The organism is Pseudomonas sp. (assembly GCF_046581935.1).
In the GTDB taxonomy this organism is placed as follows: domain Bacteria; phylum Pseudomonadota; class Gammaproteobacteria; order Pseudomonadales; family Pseudomonadaceae; genus Aquipseudomonas.
Genome location: NZ_JAYGFK010000003.1, coordinates 1 through 16,734 on the forward strand (window position 1 = coordinate 1; position 16,734 = coordinate 16,734).

13 protein-coding genes and 1 tRNA gene are annotated in these 16,734 nt (G+C 56.2%); 1 reads left to right on the forward strand and 13 read right to left on the reverse strand.

Annotated features, from left to right (window positions below; translation table 11 throughout):
* Positions 1-249: 249 nt before the first annotated feature.
* From VCA57_RS02085 to VCA57_RS02100, 4 genes are all read right to left on the reverse strand, one after another.
* Entirely contained in the window at positions 250-2,598 is a 2,349-nt protein-coding gene (locus tag VCA57_RS02085) for an AAA family ATPase (RefSeq protein ID WP_411183309.1), read from the reverse strand.
* A gap of 106 nt (positions 2,599-2,704) precedes the next feature.
* Entirely contained in the window at positions 2,705-3,619 is a 915-nt protein-coding gene (locus VCA57_RS02090; RefSeq protein WP_411183654.1) for an NERD domain-containing protein, read from the reverse strand.
* Positions 3,620-3,909: 290 nt separating this feature from the next.
* On the reverse strand, positions 3,910-5,739 hold the full coding sequence (locus VCA57_RS02095; RefSeq protein WP_411183310.1) for a hypothetical protein: 1,830 nt from the start codon (positions 5,737-5,739) through the stop codon (positions 3,910-3,912).
* Positions 5,740-5,798: 59 nt separating this feature from the next.
* Positions 5,799-6,455 carry a Fe2+-dependent dioxygenase gene (locus tag VCA57_RS02100; protein WP_411183311.1) on the reverse strand — a complete coding sequence of 219 codons (657 nt, stop codon included), beginning with the start codon at positions 6,453-6,455 and terminating at the stop codon, positions 5,799-5,801.
* Between the two features lie 281 nt (positions 6,456-6,736).
* Here VCA57_RS02100 and VCA57_RS02105 point away from each other — a divergent pair, with 281 nt between their 5' ends.
* Positions 6,737-9,283 (forward strand): autotransporter domain-containing protein, encoded by a 2,547-nt coding sequence (locus VCA57_RS02105; protein ID WP_411183312.1) that lies wholly within the window; start codon positions 6,737-6,739, stop codon positions 9,281-9,283.
* 144 nt (positions 9,284-9,427) lie between these two features.
* Here VCA57_RS02105 and VCA57_RS02110 read toward each other — a convergent pair whose 3' ends face one another.
* The 9 genes from VCA57_RS02110 to gshB all read right to left on the reverse strand — a co-directional run bounded on the left by VCA57_RS02110 (position 9,428) and on the right by gshB (position 16,638).
* Positions 9,428-10,285, reverse strand: coding sequence for an alpha/beta fold hydrolase (locus tag VCA57_RS02110; protein ID WP_411183313.1), 858 nt, complete (start codon positions 10,283-10,285; stop codon positions 9,428-9,430).
* A gap of 188 nt (positions 10,286-10,473) precedes the next feature.
* Positions 10,474-10,550: transfer RNA gene (locus VCA57_RS02115), tRNA-Ile, on the reverse strand.
* A gap of 257 nt (positions 10,551-10,807) precedes the next feature.
* Complete coding sequence (locus VCA57_RS02120; protein WP_411183314.1) at positions 10,808-12,079, reverse strand: dihydroorotase; 1,272 nt, start codon at positions 12,077-12,079, stop codon at positions 10,808-10,810.
* Positions 12,079-13,089, reverse strand: a complete 1,011-nt coding sequence (locus VCA57_RS02125; RefSeq protein WP_411183315.1) for an aspartate carbamoyltransferase catalytic subunit — start codon at positions 13,087-13,089, stop codon at positions 12,079-12,081. Before VCA57_RS02125 ends, VCA57_RS02120 begins: the two co-directional genes overlap by 1 nt.
* Positions 13,090-13,099: 10 nt before the next feature.
* Positions 13,100-13,606 carry a bifunctional pyr operon transcriptional regulator/uracil phosphoribosyltransferase PyrR gene (gene pyrR / locus VCA57_RS02130; RefSeq protein WP_411183316.1) on the reverse strand — a complete coding sequence of 169 codons (507 nt, stop codon included), beginning with the start codon at positions 13,604-13,606 and terminating at the stop codon, positions 13,100-13,102.
* 31 nt (positions 13,607-13,637) lie between these two features.
* A complete protein-coding gene (gene ruvX, locus VCA57_RS02135) occupies positions 13,638-14,081 on the reverse strand; it encodes a Holliday junction resolvase RuvX (protein WP_411183317.1) in 444 nt (147 codons plus the stop codon).
* Positions 14,081-14,650: a YqgE/AlgH family protein gene (locus tag VCA57_RS02140; protein ID WP_411183318.1), complete on the reverse strand. Its 570-nt coding sequence runs from the start codon at positions 14,648-14,650 to the stop codon at positions 14,081-14,083. Before VCA57_RS02140 ends, ruvX begins: the two co-directional genes overlap by 1 nt.
* A 72-nt stretch (positions 14,651-14,722) precedes the next feature.
* Positions 14,723-15,619 carry a TonB family protein gene (locus VCA57_RS02145; RefSeq protein WP_411183319.1) on the reverse strand — a complete coding sequence of 299 codons (897 nt, stop codon included), beginning with the start codon at positions 15,617-15,619 and terminating at the stop codon, positions 14,723-14,725.
* A gap of 56 nt (positions 15,620-15,675) precedes the next feature.
* Positions 15,676-16,638, reverse strand: a complete 963-nt coding sequence (gene gshB / locus VCA57_RS02150) for a glutathione synthase (RefSeq protein WP_411183320.1) — start codon at positions 16,636-16,638, stop codon at positions 15,676-15,678.
* Positions 16,639-16,734 lie beyond the last annotated feature (96 nt).

The window sequence follows — 16,734 nt, forward strand, 5'->3', positions numbered from 1 at the left end:
TAGCCGCTGCGAAGCGTTCGCAGCGGCTAAAAACACTGAAATATGCGAGATACTGATCGTTTTTTGGTCAGTTGCCGTTTTAAAAATCAGCAAGGGCTGAAGTCGACCGGAAATACAGGGCTACTTCAGAGCATCCTTAGCATCCTTGCTCACCTTCTTACTTGGTTATTTCTGAATATCAATAATAAGGAGCAGTCCACGATTAACGACTCAGTAAACCGTGGTCTGTCCCCGAATATTTCGATTTCTTTATGCGGTACGTAGGTCTTTGTAAACGAATTCAAAGAAGTCATGTGCTAGCTGACGTCGCTCTTCCTCATTAGCGTCACTCCATCGGTGGTGCTCGGGATTTAACTCAACCCGCCATGAATCAGCAGTTTTTCTAGTGTCCTCTCCAATAACACCGTGTTCATGAAGCTTTTGTATCTTATCGCTGAGCTGAAGAGCAGCTAAGTTATTTGATATTATTTGTTTGGCAAATCTTGAGTCAATCTCGTACTCCAGAAAAACTCTTAGGCAGCTGCTGTCATGAAGTGGAGCTGTACCTGCGATAAATGCTAGTATTTTAGCTCTTTTGCTTTCATGCTCGCTTCTACAGAATTCGTCAATATCACCGGCTTTAATTGTCGAGTTATCATTGTCTTTTACTATTTCGCAGAAGTTGATTTTTATGTTTCTTCTGTGTTTGTTGAGTATGTCTACTATTGCTGGCTCGAAGTGGCTAAGTATTATTATTTGTCGTGTTTTATCTAGTATGTCAGTTATTTCTTTGTGTACTGCTTGTCGTCTATTCATATCGAATGACGTCACTGGGTCGTCCAGTATTACAATCGATTTTTCAAGATCTTCATTACTTTGGTTGCTAAGCGCTGTCCAATAAACAGCTAGTGCTAAAGCTCGCCTGTCAGACTCACTAAATATTCTGTCTATGTTCGACTCGGAAATTTCTTTATTTCTGAAGCTAACCTTCAAGTGGTAAATAGGAGTGTTACCCTGTCTATTTATCCCTCTAGTCAGCTCAAAGTCTCTGCTCCCAAATTTCTGGAAGTTTTGGTTGAGGCTTGTGAAGAATTGATCTAAGTATTTGCTTTGTTCTTTTTGCAATTCTGCCATTAAAACTGGTATTTCTTTTTCTAGCTGTTCTATCTCTCCGTCGCTCTTTATGAGCTCCTGACATTGGTTGTCTACTTCAAGCCTCTTTATAACTGCGTTTTGACGTTCTCCAAGAGTCGTTAGTTCGGCAAGCTCTTTTGCATAATCTGTTGATTTGAGCTCGTCTTTGATGCCTCTGTATACCGAATTTAACTCACTCCCTGAGTTTTTGTATTCTTCAATTGCGCTGTTGTAGTTGTTTATGAGTGAGCTTAATGTAGCGGCTTCTATCTCGTTCGTTGCATGCTCTGGAGACTGAATTTTTTTTTGTATCAGCGATGTGGTGGTGTTCTTGAATACCTCCGCCTCATCATTGATAAGTTCTTGTAGTTGAGTCAGGTCACTTCCTAGCTGTTCTAGCTTTTCATATGACTCTTGTAGTTCTGGAGAACTGAAATCACTATATATTAAGGCCAGCTTTGAATTTTCGGTAATGATGGTGATAGTATCTTGAGTCGGCAGTGCTTGTAATGCCAGTTGTTCGTTTTGCTGAACAGTGATAAGCGTCTGTGACTTAAAATTCTGGAATGAAGTATCAAAACTTTTTCTATATTGCTCTAGCAAGTGAAGCGCCTGTTCGCTAAGCCCCTGCCCGCAAAATTGACATGTCTGACCGTTGTTCTGTTCCAGCCCTTGTCTAATCCATGACTCAGCATTTTCTTTCGTGGTGAAACATTTCTCTATGTGCTCATCAAGCTCGCGTCTTGCATTTTTGTCTTCTGCTGTGAAAGTACTCTTTAGTGCTTCATTTAAAGTGGATGCAGGCGTGTTAAAGTCTGTAGTCGGCTCTACGGATTTGAATGTTGGTCGTCCAAGGATGGCTTGGAGTTCTTTATATTGCTTGCTTTTTTTTGCCCACATTTCTCTCAGGCGGTCACGTTCAGCCTCCAGTTCTGCCATGCTTTTATCAGTAGGCAGAGCTAAAAAGCTCTTGAGATCGGTTATTCCGGAGAACGCATCTTTAACAAGCTTGGTTCTTTCTCTGGTTAAATCACCTTTTTTCTTGTTTTTCTCTGAGATTGCATTTGCTTTATCAACTCCCTTTTTTCCAAGCACGAATGCACTGAACTGTTCCTTTGTAGCTCGTGTGAACTCTCGCGAAGAAAATAAGTTTTGATGATAAAAGTCTTCATCAAATATGTGGATTTTTAACCCTTCTTCAAGATTTTTGCTCCATGCGTCACCTTGATACTTAATCGCTGTTTCTTTGCCATCTATAAGGAAGCTTAGGGTTATTTCCTGTGCGGCTTTGTCTAGCGGTATTGACAGTCTTTTCTTGATTGCCGTGTTGTCGTTATCTTTAAGGCTTTTAAATATGTCGGTTAGAGTGGATTTTCCGTATGTGTTCAATCCGTAAATTATGCTGAGCTTACCTAGTTCAGATGGCGCTGCATTACAGTTTCTGAATTTACCGATATTTTGTATTTTTGATATACGCTTAAGCATCTACATATTCCTTATGAGATTTTTATACGAAAAAAGGGGACAGGAAAAAAGGGGACAGATTTATTTTCTGCCCGAACACTTTTTGATCGTTTCATTGTTCTACCTCTCAAAGATTCTGCATCGCTCGACACTTAGGGAAAGTCGAACACCCCCAAAACTGCTGCCCCGCTTTCGCCCCAGATTTAACCGTACGAATCAGCAGAGCATTGCCACATTTCGGACACTGCCGCTCAGCTGTCGGATCACTACGTCGCTTAAGGTTTTGCACATGCTCGCGGTGGGTGGCGAGGGTCGGAGCGCGGCGGCCTGTTTGCAGGGCGTGCAGCATGGCGTCGACTTCCGCCTCGCTAAACACCAGCTGCTGAAATGACTTGATATAGCGGATAAAGCCGATGCCTTGGGTCACGTTGGCCGGCATCTCGGTTTTGAAGGTGCTGCCGCCGACAAAGGTTATGACCGAGTGCAGGTGCTCCGGGTCAACAGGCCGCTGCAAAGCTACCTGCGTTGGCAAAGCTGCGTTAAAAACAGGCTCGGAATGCTCATTTACAGCACGTAAACTCCGCTTCCTCGCCTGTTTTTGCCTTGTTTTGCCTGCCTCGCCTACGCTTTCCAGCGGCCTGTTTACGCCAAGGGTGGCTTCCAGCGCTTTAAGGTGTTTGTAGTTCTGCCGCAGCGGGTTCTGGAATTTGAAGGTGCGCTTGTAGAGCTTCTGCGTCCACTGCGCCTGCTTCTCGCTGGCGAAGATCCAGCCGCTCATGTTCTTCGTTTCCAGCACGAAGATGCCGTAAGGCGAGAGGAATACGTGGTCGATCTGCGTGGTGCCGTCTGGCGTGTTCAGGGTGACGTTATGCAGGCGACGGTAGGTCTGCTTATCCAGCTGCCAATGGGCAAACAGCCGTACCAAGAGTTCGCCAATCTGGCCCTTGGCCCAGGGCGACTTCAACAGGCCGGCCAGTAGTGCCGCTGGAATCAGCCAGGCCAGCATATCGATGGCGGGGCGGAGGATGACGCTGTAGTCCATGCCTTCTTCCTTGAGCAAGGCCGCTGGGTTACGCCCGTGAACCGAGCGAGCAGACGTGCCCACAATCCCAAAACCGGGCACAGGTCTGGATAATGGCCAATTGCCTAAGCTAGCTCAAGGGTTCACGACTAATTGCTAATGCTGCATCAGCGGTCGGCCGGTTGGTTGGGCCGCTGCTGCAGCGTCTATTCAGGGGCTTCGCTGGTTTGCCCGTTCGCCCGCTCATTAGCCGGATAGCGAGTGGCCGTCGCTTGCGAAACTTTGGCCACGGCCTGGTATGGATCGAGCCCTCAGCCTATAGCGAGGCCTTCGAGCAGGGCTATGACCTTGTTTGTACTGTCGCCTGTGGCAAACGCGCCGCTTTGCTGAGACGAGAGCAGTGGTTCGCCACTGTTTATAAATTTATGTAGGGCATCCACAGGCAGGCCGCTTTGCAGCAGTTCGTCTGTTTGCACCAGCAGCACGATGGCTTCGACGTGTGTGTCGGTGAGCAATGCCTGGCAGCGGGTAAACAGGCCGTGCTGGGCCATGTGCATCACGCTTCCTGACGGCGTGAGGGTGATGTCATGGCTGGTGAGGTAGCAGGCAATGCCCTTGGCTTGCCATGCCTGTTGCTGCGCTTGTGCCATTTCGCGCGCCTGATCTGCGCCAACGTAGGCCGTTATGTGGATGCGCCCGTGCGCTGGCAGCAGATGCGTTAACACGTCCGGCAGAGTCCGCCTGGAGCTGTCGCTTTGGCCGAGGACCGGTGCCGAGTTGACCTCATTAATAATGGCGGCGGTTGTGTGCCAGGGTTGGGTGATGTCTGGCGTGATGATGTCGATACCCGCCACGTCGAGGCCGAAGAGCGCGGCGGCGCGACAGGCGAGGGCGGCGTTATCTGGGTGCAGGCGGGTTGAGTAATCTTCATCCAGGCCGCCCCAGTTGGTCGATTCGATCGGCCTCAGCTGTGCCCAAGCGCCGGCCAGCAGCACTGAGGTGAGGTCAAGGCCGGCTTGTTGCAAACAGGCTTTGGTCAGCTCATCGCACGGGTACAGCGGTGCTCTAGCCCAGCTTGCTAGTGCCAGTTGCTGCTGGTTGGCGGTATTTATCAGTTGTTCAATGGTTTGCCTGCCGTCGCCGCACACGGCGATGGGTAGCCGCTTGACGGCATAGACCACCTTGCTGCGCACTACCAGCACGCGGTGGCATACGCCCTTGGCCTGGCGTTCTATGAGAATTTGCGTGCTTAGTTTTAGCGCTTGCCGGAAGGCGTTGAGTAGCTGCGCTTCGCTGGTGATGTCGACCACCACGCCTTCGCCACGGTCACGGTCCGCAGGCTTTACCACCAGCGGCCAGCCTAAGGCCACTTGCGCGGCGAGCGCTTCTTGCTCGTTCGTGGCCAGGCGGTTGTGCGGGGCGGGGAGACCGGCGCGGCGCATCCATTCGGCGGCGACCCATTTGTTCTGCGCCACCGCGACGCCGAGGGCCGAGTCGGAGCCGACCTTGCTGTTTTGCATGCGCAGGCTCTGCGCGCCCCAGCCCAACTGAAACACGCCAGCGCCTAAGTGACGCCAAGGGATGCGGCGTTCATGGGCGCAGGCCAACAGCGGCAGTGTCGACTTGCCCACGCGCATCACCAAACGCAGCGGTTGCAGCACCTTGAGTTCTAGTTGCTGGTAGAGCGGTTCAGTCTCTACGAAGTTTGCTGGGGCGGCCGCCAAACCTAGCACCAGCAGCGTTGCCGCGTCGTAGACCAAGCGTGTGATGTGCTCGGGCATGTAATCGATATGTGCGACACAGGCCTCGGCCAGCCAGCTACCCGGGTGCGCTGCGTCGGCCTGCACGGTGAGGAGTATCCCCGGCTCGAACACCGGAATGTTTGCAACCCGCTGCAGCTCGGCGGCCACTTGGATAATCCGCCAGAACACCGCAGCTGCATCGGCGCTCTGCTCTTGATCTGAGCTGAGCGCTCTGTGCGCCGGGCATTGCAAGGCAAGGCCGAGCTTGTCGCTTAGCCAGTTATCCAGCGCCGTCCAGTCAATGGCCGCCGGGCAATGGCTCAACTTTAGGCGCAGGGTCTGTTCTGGCTGGCGTAAGCGGCCGTAAAAGCCTGCTGTGGGGAAGAAAGGCTGAGTCATACGCCGCTATCGATCCGTTAAACAATATTAAGAAAACAGCGCCCTGAACGGCCAGGCTCTCAGTCGCCCCACATACGGATCAACTCTTGAACGCACTGCTCGGATTGCGTGGCCAGCGCCGAATATTGCGGGTCTTGGCGCAGCGTGCGGGGCACGAGGCTAAGCTTGGCGATGAGTTCACGTTGATGGGCATTGCGTATACGGCTCTGCAGCCAGCCCACTACGGCGTGACGCACGCCCTGGGTGACCGGCGCCACCCGATGCAGCTCGCCCGAGGGGTAGAGCAGCATGCTGCCTGCCGGTAGTTTGAAGGTAAAGGTTTGCGCCGTTGTTGCGATGACCAGTTCGCCACCTTGGTAAGTGGCGGGGTCATCGAGGAACAGAGTGAACGACACATCGGTGCGTACATCTTGGATGTAGGCGGCATCGGAGTGCATGCCGTACTCCATGCCGACCTCGTAGCGATTGATAATCGTGCGGCCGATCATGCGCGGTATGGCGAAGGCCTGCACAACAGGGTGCACGTAGAGTGCCTGCCTAATACTGTCGAGCAACTGCGCGTGGGCAGTACTGGATAGCTGTAAATTACTCTTGGCTGCCTTGGCCATCCCCTGCGCCGTGAGCTTGCCGCTCTCGAATGGGCCAGCCTGGATGGAGGCAGTAATCGTTTGAATAAGCTCGGCTGGTAGAGCGTTTTCGATAATCAGGTAGTTCACAGCGATAGCCTGTAGTGGAGTGGAACGGCATGGGGCGTCTAGCTGCCGCTTGCCAGACGATCGTGTGACGAGACTGGGCATGCGCCCGCTTCAAACGTCACGATGACAAGCCTTTAACCGGGCGTGCATTTTACGCTGCATATGGCGCTGGCTCGGCTAGAGTTCAGCGGTAGTTGAGCGCTTTCAGCCGCCATCAAAAAAACGATGGTGGCTGTACTGGCGCAACGATACTATCCGCAGCACTGCCATCCACAACAATTTTCAATAAAGAGCGCACCTTTATGCCAAACCGTCAGTCGTCCCGCCCACAGTGGCAAACCACCGCATTGCACAGTGCTATTGCTGCCCTGTGCGCCAACGGCCTGTTTGTCGGGCAGGTGCTTGCTTCGCCAGCATGTGGCCCGAACGTCAGTGAAAACCAGGGGCAGTGCACGCCCTATAGTACGCAAATCGTGACCATTGCGGAGGGCGTTACCGTCAGTGCGTCCGAGGCACCTGCTGTGCTGTATACCGGCGACCTAGGCGGCTCCGAGGTGGGAGACCCGATTGTTGGCAGCCTGACCAACAACGGCAGCATCATTTCCACGGGCTTTGGTGAGGATAACTATGACTCTGAATCTGAATCTGGTTTTGTCGTTAGCGACTATACCGTTGCAGGCGTGCAGATTAACGGCGAGCTGCTGGGTGACTTGACTAACAACGGCCTGATCAGCGCCACATCGGACAACCAATCCTCTTCAGGATACAGTTCCGCGTTCGGTGTCGTGGAGTGGGGCACTCCTCGAATGGAGGGCTCGCTGGTCAACCGCGGCACAATTAGTGCCGAAAGCACTGCCTTGCAGGGTGGTGCGTATGCCCTTGGTGTCTACATCAATCAGTCGGTCGCTGCGGATGCGTTGATCGATAACCAGCTCGGCGGTGAGATCACCGCCACAGCTACCGGTGCCTTGGCCGCTGCGGTAGGCGTGTATTCGCAGGATTTCTCCGGCACGCTGGAAAATGCTGGGTTGATCAACGCAAGCGCTACCATCTCCTCATCAAGCGGCTATGGCGTTGCGGCAGGCCTATTGACTACGGGTTTCTCTGGCACGCTGAACAACCATGGCTCCATTACTGCTGACGTGACCGGTGTTGGCCTTACCGGTTATACCCAGGTAGGTGGCGTTACGATTCAGGGGATGATCACGGATGGTGTGATTAATAACTACGGCACGATTGCCGGCAGTGTATCCAGTGATAGTGGTGCTCAGGGCTACTCGATTTTGGCTTCAAGTTCTGAGGGCAGTGGTGCCATCAATAACATGGCCGGCGGGGTACTGCGTGGCGCGCTTTTTGTTAACGGAAGTGCTGTAAGCGTAACCAACGCCGGGACCATCGATTTGCCGATGTCGTCTCAGTCTGCTTATGTCGCCGGGGACTTTACCCAGACCGACTCCGGCGTGCTGCGCCTTATGGCCTCGGGCGCAGGCGAAGACGAATACAGCCAAGTGTCCGTCGGCGGCACTGCCAGCATCGCCGGTAAGGCGTATGTTGATGTGACGGAAATCAATACATTAGCTGTGGGGCAGACGCTGAGCCGGGTGGTCAGTGCATTTGAGCTCACCGGCAACTTTGCTCAGGTTGAAGACAACAGTGCGCTGTTCAACTTCCAAAGCGTTGCTACTGAAGGCGAAGACGGTTATATCGACTTCAAGCTGGTCAAGGCGTTAACCGCCGTCGAGGCGGTTAACAGCAATAACAATCCAAGTGGTCGCGGCGCGGCAGGCGCACTCGACAAGATCATTGACCGTGGTACCACTAACGCGGACATGCAGAAACTCATCGATGAACTGGGGAAGCTAGGCACAAGTCAGGAAGTTTCTAATGCCGTTTCTCAGACCACGCCACTGCTCGCCGCGAATACCGTCCTCGCTTCGCGCGCAGCCCTTGGCGGTATCAGCCGGGTGATTGAGTCGCGTATGGCATCCAATCGCGGCATGTCGTCAGGCGACGAGTTTTATGGTGATCGTAAAGTTTGGCTGAAGCCGTTTGGCTCATGGGCTGAGCAGGATGACCGTGGCGGTGTATCAGGCTTTGATGCCAATACCTCCGGCATTGTGCTGGGTGCTGACGGCACCGTGTCTGACAGCACGCGTGTCGGCGTGGCGTTTGCCTATGCCAACTCAAATGTCGATGGCAATTCTGACGCCGCGCCCAATAGCGCCGATGTCGATATGTATCAGTTGCTCGGTTATGGCAGCCATAGCCTGGATCAGAATACCGAGTTGAATTTCCAGGTCGGTATTGGCCAAAACAATACGCAAGGTAAGCGCGAGATTCGCTTCCTGGGCGAAACCGCCAAGTCTGATTACAGCAGCCGCTTGGCCACTGCCGGTATTGGCCTGGCGCGTACGTTCGAGCTGAGCGAAAAAACCGCGTTCACGCCGTCTGTTCGCACCGACTACACCTGGATTAAAGACGAGAGCTATACCGAGAAAGGCTCCAGCGCCAACCTCAAAGTCGACTCGCAAACCACCGATCAAATGATCGTCGGTTTGGATGGCAAGTTGAGTCATGAATTCATGCCGGGGACTAGCGTGGTAGCTAACCTGGGTGTGGGTTATGACGTCTTGAACAACAATACCAGCATCACCTCTGCCTTCGCGGCTGAGCCTGGTACAAGCTTCACCACTCGCGGGCTTGATTCGAGCCCATGGTCTCAGCGTGCTGGTCTTGGGTTGAGCCACGGCACTGCAAGCGGCGTAGAAGTGTCGCTGCGCTATGACGCCGAGCACAGTGAGGGCTTCCTTAACCAAACCGCATCTGTGAAGTTGCGCTGGGATATCTAAGCTCTTTTTTGCGTCACCCAAAACCCCTGCCGTGTTTGATTGCGGTGGGGGTTTTTATTGCGCGGGAAATACCGCTGGTATTCCTTTACCTGCCGGTTTGCAGTGTCAGTTGCTGGGTTTATTGAACGGCGCGCTATCGGTAAATCACTCGTGTCCGAGTTCTTTTAGTAACTCGGGCCATTGTTCGACCCAGCAGCAGTGATGGTCGAAAGCCTCAATCGTTTTGATGGTCAGCGGCGTGCTTGGCGGGAAGCGTGCGGCGTAAGCGCGGGTAATGGTCGGCCCGATGTTGCTGTCTTGGCCTCCGACAAAGTGTGTTTGCCTCAGTGTTTGTAACTGCATCCAGGCATCTGCAGGGTTGAGCGAGCCGTCCAGGGGCGATAAATGATGTGTCTGGGTCCAGGTCTTGTGATCGAGATTGCCGGCAACCGTGATCAACTGATCGACATCTGGGCGCTGGGCCGCCACCAAGCTCGCCACCGCAGCACCGCCCGAGTAACCAATCAGCACTAAGCGTTGGGCGGCAAAGCGTTGCTTGAGCTGCTGGATCGCATTAAGGCTGGCGGCTATTACCTCGGGCGAGAAACGTTGATTCGTCCAATGCCTGCGCTGGCAGCTGCGCTTGTCATGCTCGTCGACAAATTGGCAAGGGCGAGCCAGGTAAACGGCAGTGCCAGAAGGGTCGCGTAGTGCCAGCTGCAACCCTAGCGGATTCAAGGGGGTTGGATCGCGTGAGGGGGTTGAGGCGTTTATCCAGGCCAAACCATCGCCTTCTATATAGATGGTCAGCGTCGTGGTCTGTTGCAGCCCTGGCGGTACGAAGGCGGTCAGGACAAAGGTGCCGGTATCCAGCTTGAGTGGCTGCCAGCCCGCTTCGCTGGCTATCAAGGCTGAATCGGCTTGTCGCTCTTGTAGTCGCGCCGCTGTACAGGCACTCAATAACAGTACGAGTAGTAAAAAGGCAGCGCTGCGCCCCGCGTGTATGAAGTAATTCGAGGTCATGAAGCGAACCACGCCCGTGCTGGTGATTGAGAACTGCGGGCATCAGTATCCAGATCAATTACCGATAAACCAAGCAGGCTCATTTATGTGTTTTATCCGGCTTAGCGTCAGACTGCTATAGGCGTGCTAAGTGCTGCTGGCGATTTTCCTACCGGCACAAAAAAGCCGCGCGGTGCGCGGCTTTGAATTGGTGGGCCCAGCAGGACTTGAACCTGCGACCAATCGATTATGAGTCGAGTGCTCTAACCAACTGAGCTATAGGCCCTCAGAAGCGGGCGGATTATACCGGTGCCTTCTCGGTAGCGCCAAGCGAATGGCGCAGAGTGGGGCGATTTTGTGCGAAGGCGGCGGTGTATCACGCGATGAGTGATGCGGTTTTGTCTCTGTGAGGCGCTATTGGTAGTGCCTTGGATGCATCGTTGGTCAGCGTGGGGTATCTGTTTAGCTGTCTCGCCTGCGCGTCCGCCGTTCACCAGCCTGAGTATTGCGCTGATGTTCGGCGGTTTGCGCGGTTGATAAGTCTCAAGCTTGATAGCTGATGCGCCCATCAACCAAGGTGTAGCGTACGGCACCCGGCAGGCAGTGGCCGATAAATGGGCAGTTGGCACCTTTCGAATACCAGCTTTCCCCGGCCAGGGTTGAGGCTTGTGGGTCGAACAGCAGCAGGTCGGCAGGTGCGCCCACACTCAGTTTTCCGGCTGGTAGACGCAGCGCTTGCGCCGGGCCGCTGCTCAGGCGGGCGAGCAGAGTCGGCAGGTCAAGCAAGCCGTCCTGTACCAGGCTCATGGCCAGTGGCAGCAGCAGTTGCACGCTGCTGATGCCGGGCTCGGTAGCACCGAATGGGGCCAGCTTGGCGTCGCGCTCATGCGGTTGGTGGTGGCTGGCGATGGCTGAAATCACCCCGCTTTTAACGGCGGCGCGCAGGCCGTCACGATCAAAGGCTGTGCGCAGTGGCGGTTGCACGTGATACAGGCTGGAGAAATCACTCAGCGCTTCATCGGTAAGAATCAGCTGATACAACGCGACATCGGCGGTTACCGGCAGGCCACGGGCCTGGGCTTCGGCAATCAGTTGCGCGCCGCGTGCGCTGGTCAGTTGGCTAAAGTGCGCGCGCACACCGGTTTGCTCGACCAGCAGCAGATCGCGGGCCAGGGCCACGGTTTCAGCGCTTTCCGGAATGCCCGGCAAGCCGAGGAAGCTGGCGGTGGCGCCTTCATGGGCCAGGCCGCCTTCGGCTAAGTCATGGTCCTGAGACTGGAGGATCACCGTCAGGTCGAATGTGGCGGCGTACTCCAGAGCGCGGCGCAGGGTGCGGTTATTGCGGAAGCTGTCCAGGCCATTGCCGAAGGCCACGCAACCGGCATCACGCAGTGCAACCAGCTCGGCCAGCTGTTCGCCTTCCAGGCCTTTGCTCAGCGCGCCAATCGGGAACACTTTGGTATGGCCAGCTTCACGGGCGCGGTCGAGGATCAGTTCGGCCACCGCTGAGGTATCCAGCACTGGCTTGGTAAAGGGGGGGCAGCACAGGCTGGTGACGCCGCCAGCGGCAGCGGCCAGGGTTTCCGTGGCGATGCTGCCTTTGCGGCTGTAACCCGGCTCGCGCAGGGCGACGTTAAGGTCGACCAGGCCGGGTGCGGCGACCAAGCCTTGGGCGTCGATCGTTTGCTCCGCGACGAAGCCAGCCGGCGCTTGGCCAATGGCGACCAGTTTGCCGCCTTCGCTGAACAGATCAGCTACCTGATCAAAGCCGCTGCTGGGGTCGATAACACGGGCTCCGAGGATACGGATACGCATCAGTTTTGCTCCTCGGCATCTTGATTGAGTTGGCGTTGTGCGTTCTGGCCGCTCATGGTCATGGACAGCACGGCCATACGGATGGCGATGCCGTAGGTCACCTGGTTGAGAATCACCGATTGCGGGCCGTCGGCTACTGCCGATTCAATCTCCACGCCACGGTTTATCGGTCCGGGGTGCATAACCAGGGCGTCTGGTTTGGCCAGCTTTAGGCGTTGTTCAGTCAAGCCGAATAGGCGGTAGAACTCGCCTTCGCTGGGCAGTAGGCCGCCGCTCATGCGTTCACGCTGCAGGCGTAGCATGATCACCACGTCGACATCTTTGAGGCCTTTGGCCATGTCGCTATAGACGGTGACGCCATATTGCTCAATGCCAACCGGCAGCAGGGTCTTCGGCGCAATCACGCGGATGTCCGGGCAGCCGAGGGTTTTCAGCGCGAGCATGTTCGAGCGCGCCACTCGTGAATGCAGAATGTCGCCGACGATGGCTACCGAGAGGTTCTCGAAGCTGCCTTTGTGGCGGCGAATGGTCAGCATGTCGAGCATGCCTTGAGTCGGGTGCGCGTGGCGGCCGTCGCCACCGTTGATGATCGCCAGGTTCGGGCAGACGTGCTCGGCGATAAAGTGCGCGGCGCCGGAGTCAGCATGGCGCACGACGAAGATGTCGGCGGCCATGGCTTCCAGGTTGCGCAGGGTGTCGAACAGGGTTTCGCCCTTGCTGGTCGAGCTGGTCGACACGTTCAGGCTGATGACGTCAGCCGACAGGCGCTGAGCGGCCAGCTCGAAGGTGGTGCGGGTGCGGGTGGAGTTCTCGAAGAACACGTTGCACACGGTCTTGCCGCGCAGCAGCGGAACCTTCTTTACCGCGCGCGCACCGACTTCGAGGAACGAGTCGGCGGTGTCGAGGATTTCGGTCAACAGCTCGCGCGGCAGGCCGTCGATGGACAGGAAGTGGCGCAGTTGGCCTTGGTCATTCAGCTGCAGCGGGCGCTTGGCGGCTATGGTCGGCATCTGGCGAGTCTCAGTTGGCAAGCGTCTGGAGTTCGAGGGTGAGCGGCGTAGGGCCGGTCAATTTTACCCGCTGGTCTGCTGTCAGTGACAGGGTTGCACCAACCACATCCGGGCGGATCGGCAGCTCGCGCGCATCCAGGTCAAGCAGGCTGACCAGGGTTACGCTGGCCGGGCGGCCGTAATCGAACAGCTCGTTAAGCGCAGCACGGATGGTGCGGCCGCTCATCAGCACGTCGTCAATCAGTACTAGATGCTGGCCTTCGATTTCGAAGGGCAACTCGGAAGGTTGTACTTGCGGGTGTAGGCCGTTCTGAGTGAAGTCGTCGCGGTAGAACGACACGTCGAGAATGCCCAGTGCATCATCACGGCCCAAGGCTTCGAGTAAGGCTTGGGCTACCCAAACGCCACCCGTACGGATGCCGATAAAGCGCGGTTGGCTGATCTGCCGCTTATTTAAGTGGCTGGTCAGGGCGGCGGCCATCTGCGGTAGCAGTTCGGTCGGGTTGGGTAAGCTCATGGCAACACTCCAAATGGAATCTTAGTGGGCGTTAGCCCAGGCAATTTTCTTCAAGCCAGCCCTGCAATAAGAGTGCAGCAGCGAGGGCGTCGACCGGGCGTTCGCGGTAACCGCTGTTTTGCCCCTGTTGTAGGCGTTGGCCTTTGGCTTCATAGGTGGTCAGGCGTTCGTCGTGGGTGTGCACGGGCAGGTTGAAGCGGCCGTTGAGGCGGCGGGCGAATTTCTCCGCGCGGTCACTCATCTCGCTTTTCGTGCCGTCCATGTTCAGCGGCAGGCCAACGACGATGGCGTCGGGTTGCCATTCCTTGATCAGTGCTTCGACTTTCTGCCAGTCCGGCACGCCGTTCTGTGCTTTGAGAATGCACAGCTCGCGGGCCTGGCCGGTGATGACTTGGCCGACGGCGACGCCAATCTGTTTGCTGCCGTAGTCGAAACCCAATAGTAGGCGCAGCGGTTTTACTTTCGCTTCGCTCATCAGGCGTGCCCGGCTTGCGAGGTGAGCAAGCTGAGGTTGATGCCCAGGCGCGCGGCGGCGGCGTTCAGGCGCTGGTCGTAGGGCAGGTCAAAGAGAATGTTGTTGTCGGCTGGGCAGGTTAACCAGGCGTTGTCGACCAGCTCGGCTTCAAGCTGTCCGGCGTCCCAGCCGGCGTAACCGAGGGTGATCAGGTATTTGTCTGGGCCGTTGCCATCGGCGATGGCGAAGAGCACGTCTTGCGAGGTCGACAAGCCCAGCTCGCCCAACTCCAGAGTCGCTTGGAACTGCGGGCCACTGGGGTGCAGCACAAAGCCGCGATCAGTTTGCACCGGGCCGCCACTGAATATGGGCAGGCTCTGGCAGAGCGCGGGTGGCTCGGCGTCCGGGCGCAGCTGTTCGAGTACGTCGGCCAAGTTAAGGCCGTTGGGTTTGTTGATCACCAAGCCCATCGCACCATGTTCGTTATGGTCGATCAGGTAGGTCACGGTTTGCGCAAAATGCGTATCGGCCATGTGTGGCATGGCAATCAATAGGTGGTGCTTGAGGTAGGTAGGGCTGGCGTCTTTCATGGGCGTTAGTTTCAGGCCTCGGGCCATTGGCTTCAAGCGCTGCGCTGAATTGGCCGGGAAAAGTCAGGGTAGTTAGTTGCTCGACAGGCGGTCGCCGCGCTCAAAACGCCAGGTGCGGATAATTTCCAGGCGGTCGGCGTCGGCCAGGTCGCCAGTAAAGGGGGCGAACGGCGCGGCCAGGCGGACGATGCGCAGCGCCGCTTGATCTAGCAAGCGCTGCCCGGAGGATTCCAGTACCTGAACTTCGTACAGGGTGCCGTCGCGGTTGATCGATACCAACAGGCGCAGGTGGCCGTAAATCCCCTGGCGACGGGCCTCGTCGGGATAGTTGAGATTGCCGACGCGCTCGACTTTTTTGCGCCATTCATCCTTATACCAAGCACCTTTGTCGCGCATGGTGGAGGCGGCGTTGAGGCGGACGATCTTCGGGCGTTTGGCGTATTGCTGAACTTCCTGGGCCAGTTCGGCTTCCAGGCTGGCAATTTCCGAAGACAGTTGCGCGCTATCAAATACCGGGGCTGGCCGGGCTTGTGGGGTGGGCTTGGCTGCTTCTTGTTTGACTGGGGTTTTTTGCTGCTGTGGGGCGCGGGTGGCGACCGCTGCTTTGGGCGCTTGCTGGCGTACGGCAGGTTGCTGAGGCGCGGCGGGCGGCGTAACGCGTTTGACTTCGCTGTCTTGAAACAGCGCCTGCTCGGTGGTTTTCGGCGCTGCCTTGTGTTCCAGCGTGCCGCTGCCTTGCTGGTTGTTCTGGGCGAGGAAGTCAGCTTCTTTGGGCTTCTCTTCGCTTTTGAACGTGGACAGGGTGATTTCCAGTGTTTTGCTGACTTGGCTGGGCTCGGCCAGGGTAAAACCCAGGCCGAGGATCAGCGCAGCATGCAACAGCGCAGCGAGGAACAGGGTGAAGCCCAGGCGATCCGCCGGTTGTACGCCGGCGCTGGGTTGTTCAGGTGGTTGGGCTGCAGCGTTCATCGCATATCAGGTCTGCTCAGGTTGCCGCGCAGTCTGCCGAGCGCGCATGGAAAAGTCTATGAAGCACTGCGCGCATTGAGCTTCTCGGCGATCTTGTCCATCAGGCGGTCGCCGATGCGCGTATCGAATGCAGCGTCGATCTCGCGGATGCAGGTTGGGCTGGTGACGTTGATCTCGGTCAGGTGCTCGCCAATCACGTCCAAACCGACAAACAACAGGCCTTTCTCGCGCAAGGTCGGGCCTACGGCAGCGGCGATTTCGCGGTCGCGTTCGCTTAGCGGGCGGGCTTCACCGCGACCACCGGCGGCAAGGTTGCCACGGGTTTCGCCTGCAGCCGGAATGCGCGCCAGGCAATAAGGCACCGGTTCGCCATCAATCATCAGGATGCGCTTGTCGCCATCCTTGATCGCGGGTAGGTAGCCCTGCGCCATAATCTGTTGCTGGCCGTGGTTGGTTAGCGTTTCGAGAATCACCGAGAGGTTGGGATCACCCTCTCGATGGCGAAATATCATCGATCCGCCCATACCATCGAGGGGTTTGAGAATGATGTCACGCTGTTCTTTGGCAAACTCGCGCAGAATGTCGGCCCTGCGGCTGACTACGGTCGGCGGCGTGTATTGATTGAATTGGGTGGCAAAGTATTTTTCATTGCAGTCGCGCAGGCTCTGTGGTCGGTTAACCACTAGCACGCCGGCTTGTTCTGCTTGTTCCAGTAGGTAGGTGGAGTAAACGAACTCGTTGTCGAAGGGTGGGTCCTTACGCATCAGGATCACATCCAGCTCGCTCAGCGCGACATCTTGCTCGGCACCAAGCTCGAACCAGCGCTGCGGGTCGTTGAATACGCTAAGCTCTGAAAGTCGAGCGCGTGCTTCACCCTTGGCTTGGTAAAGGTCTTTCTGCTCCATATAGAAGAGCGACCAGCCTCGCGCTTGTGCAGCAAGCAGCATGGCCAGTGAACTGTCCTTTTTGAAACTGATTTGGGTAATGGGGTCCATGACAATGCCGAGGCGGACGCTCATGGCGGTGTTCTCCGTAAAAGGCAGCGTTTCAAGTGTGCTGCGAGCGTGATGTGGCGTTCAGGGTGGCGCTGGTCGCTCGGGTGGTCAAGGAAAAAC

Bases quoted from the DNA above. Each gene is read 5' to 3' on its own strand.
- VCA57_RS02085 (WP_411183309.1), bottom strand. From the start codon at position 2,598: ATGCTTAAGCGTATATCAAAAATACAAAATATCGGTAAATTCAGAAAC.
- VCA57_RS02090 (WP_411183654.1), bottom strand. From the start codon at position 3,619: ATGGACTACAGCGTCATCCTCCGCCCCGCCATCGATATGCTGGCCTGG.
- VCA57_RS02095 (WP_411183310.1), bottom strand. From the start codon at position 5,739: ATGACTCAGCCTTTCTTCCCCACAGCAGGCTTTTACGGCCGCTTACGC.
- VCA57_RS02105 (WP_411183312.1), top strand. From the start codon at position 6,737: ATGCCAAACCGTCAGTCGTCCCGCCCACAGTGGCAAACCACCGCATTG.
- VCA57_RS02110 (WP_411183313.1), bottom strand. From the start codon at position 10,285: ATGACCTCGAATTACTTCATACACGCGGGGCGCAGCGCTGCCTTTTTA.
- VCA57_RS02120 (WP_411183314.1), bottom strand. From the start codon at position 12,079: ATGCGTATCCGTATCCTCGGAGCCCGTGTTATCGACCCCAGCAGCGGC.
- VCA57_RS02125 (WP_411183315.1), bottom strand. From the start codon at position 13,089: ATGCCGACCATAGCCGCCAAGCGCCCGCTGCAGCTGAATGACCAAGGC.
- pyrR (WP_411183316.1), bottom strand. From the start codon at position 13,606: ATGAGCTTACCCAACCCGACCGAACTGCTACCGCAGATGGCCGCCGCC.
- ruvX (WP_411183317.1), bottom strand. From the start codon at position 14,081: ATGAGCGAAGCGAAAGTAAAACCGCTGCGCCTACTATTGGGTTTCGAC.
- VCA57_RS02140 (WP_411183318.1), bottom strand. From the start codon at position 14,650: ATGAAAGACGCCAGCCCTACCTACCTCAAGCACCACCTATTGATTGCC.
- VCA57_RS02145 (WP_411183319.1), bottom strand. From the start codon at position 15,619: ATGAACGCTGCAGCCCAACCACCTGAACAACCCAGCGCCGGCGTACAA.
- gshB (WP_411183320.1), bottom strand. From the start codon at position 16,638: ATGAGCGTCCGCCTCGGCATTGTCATGGACCCCATTACCCAAATCAGT.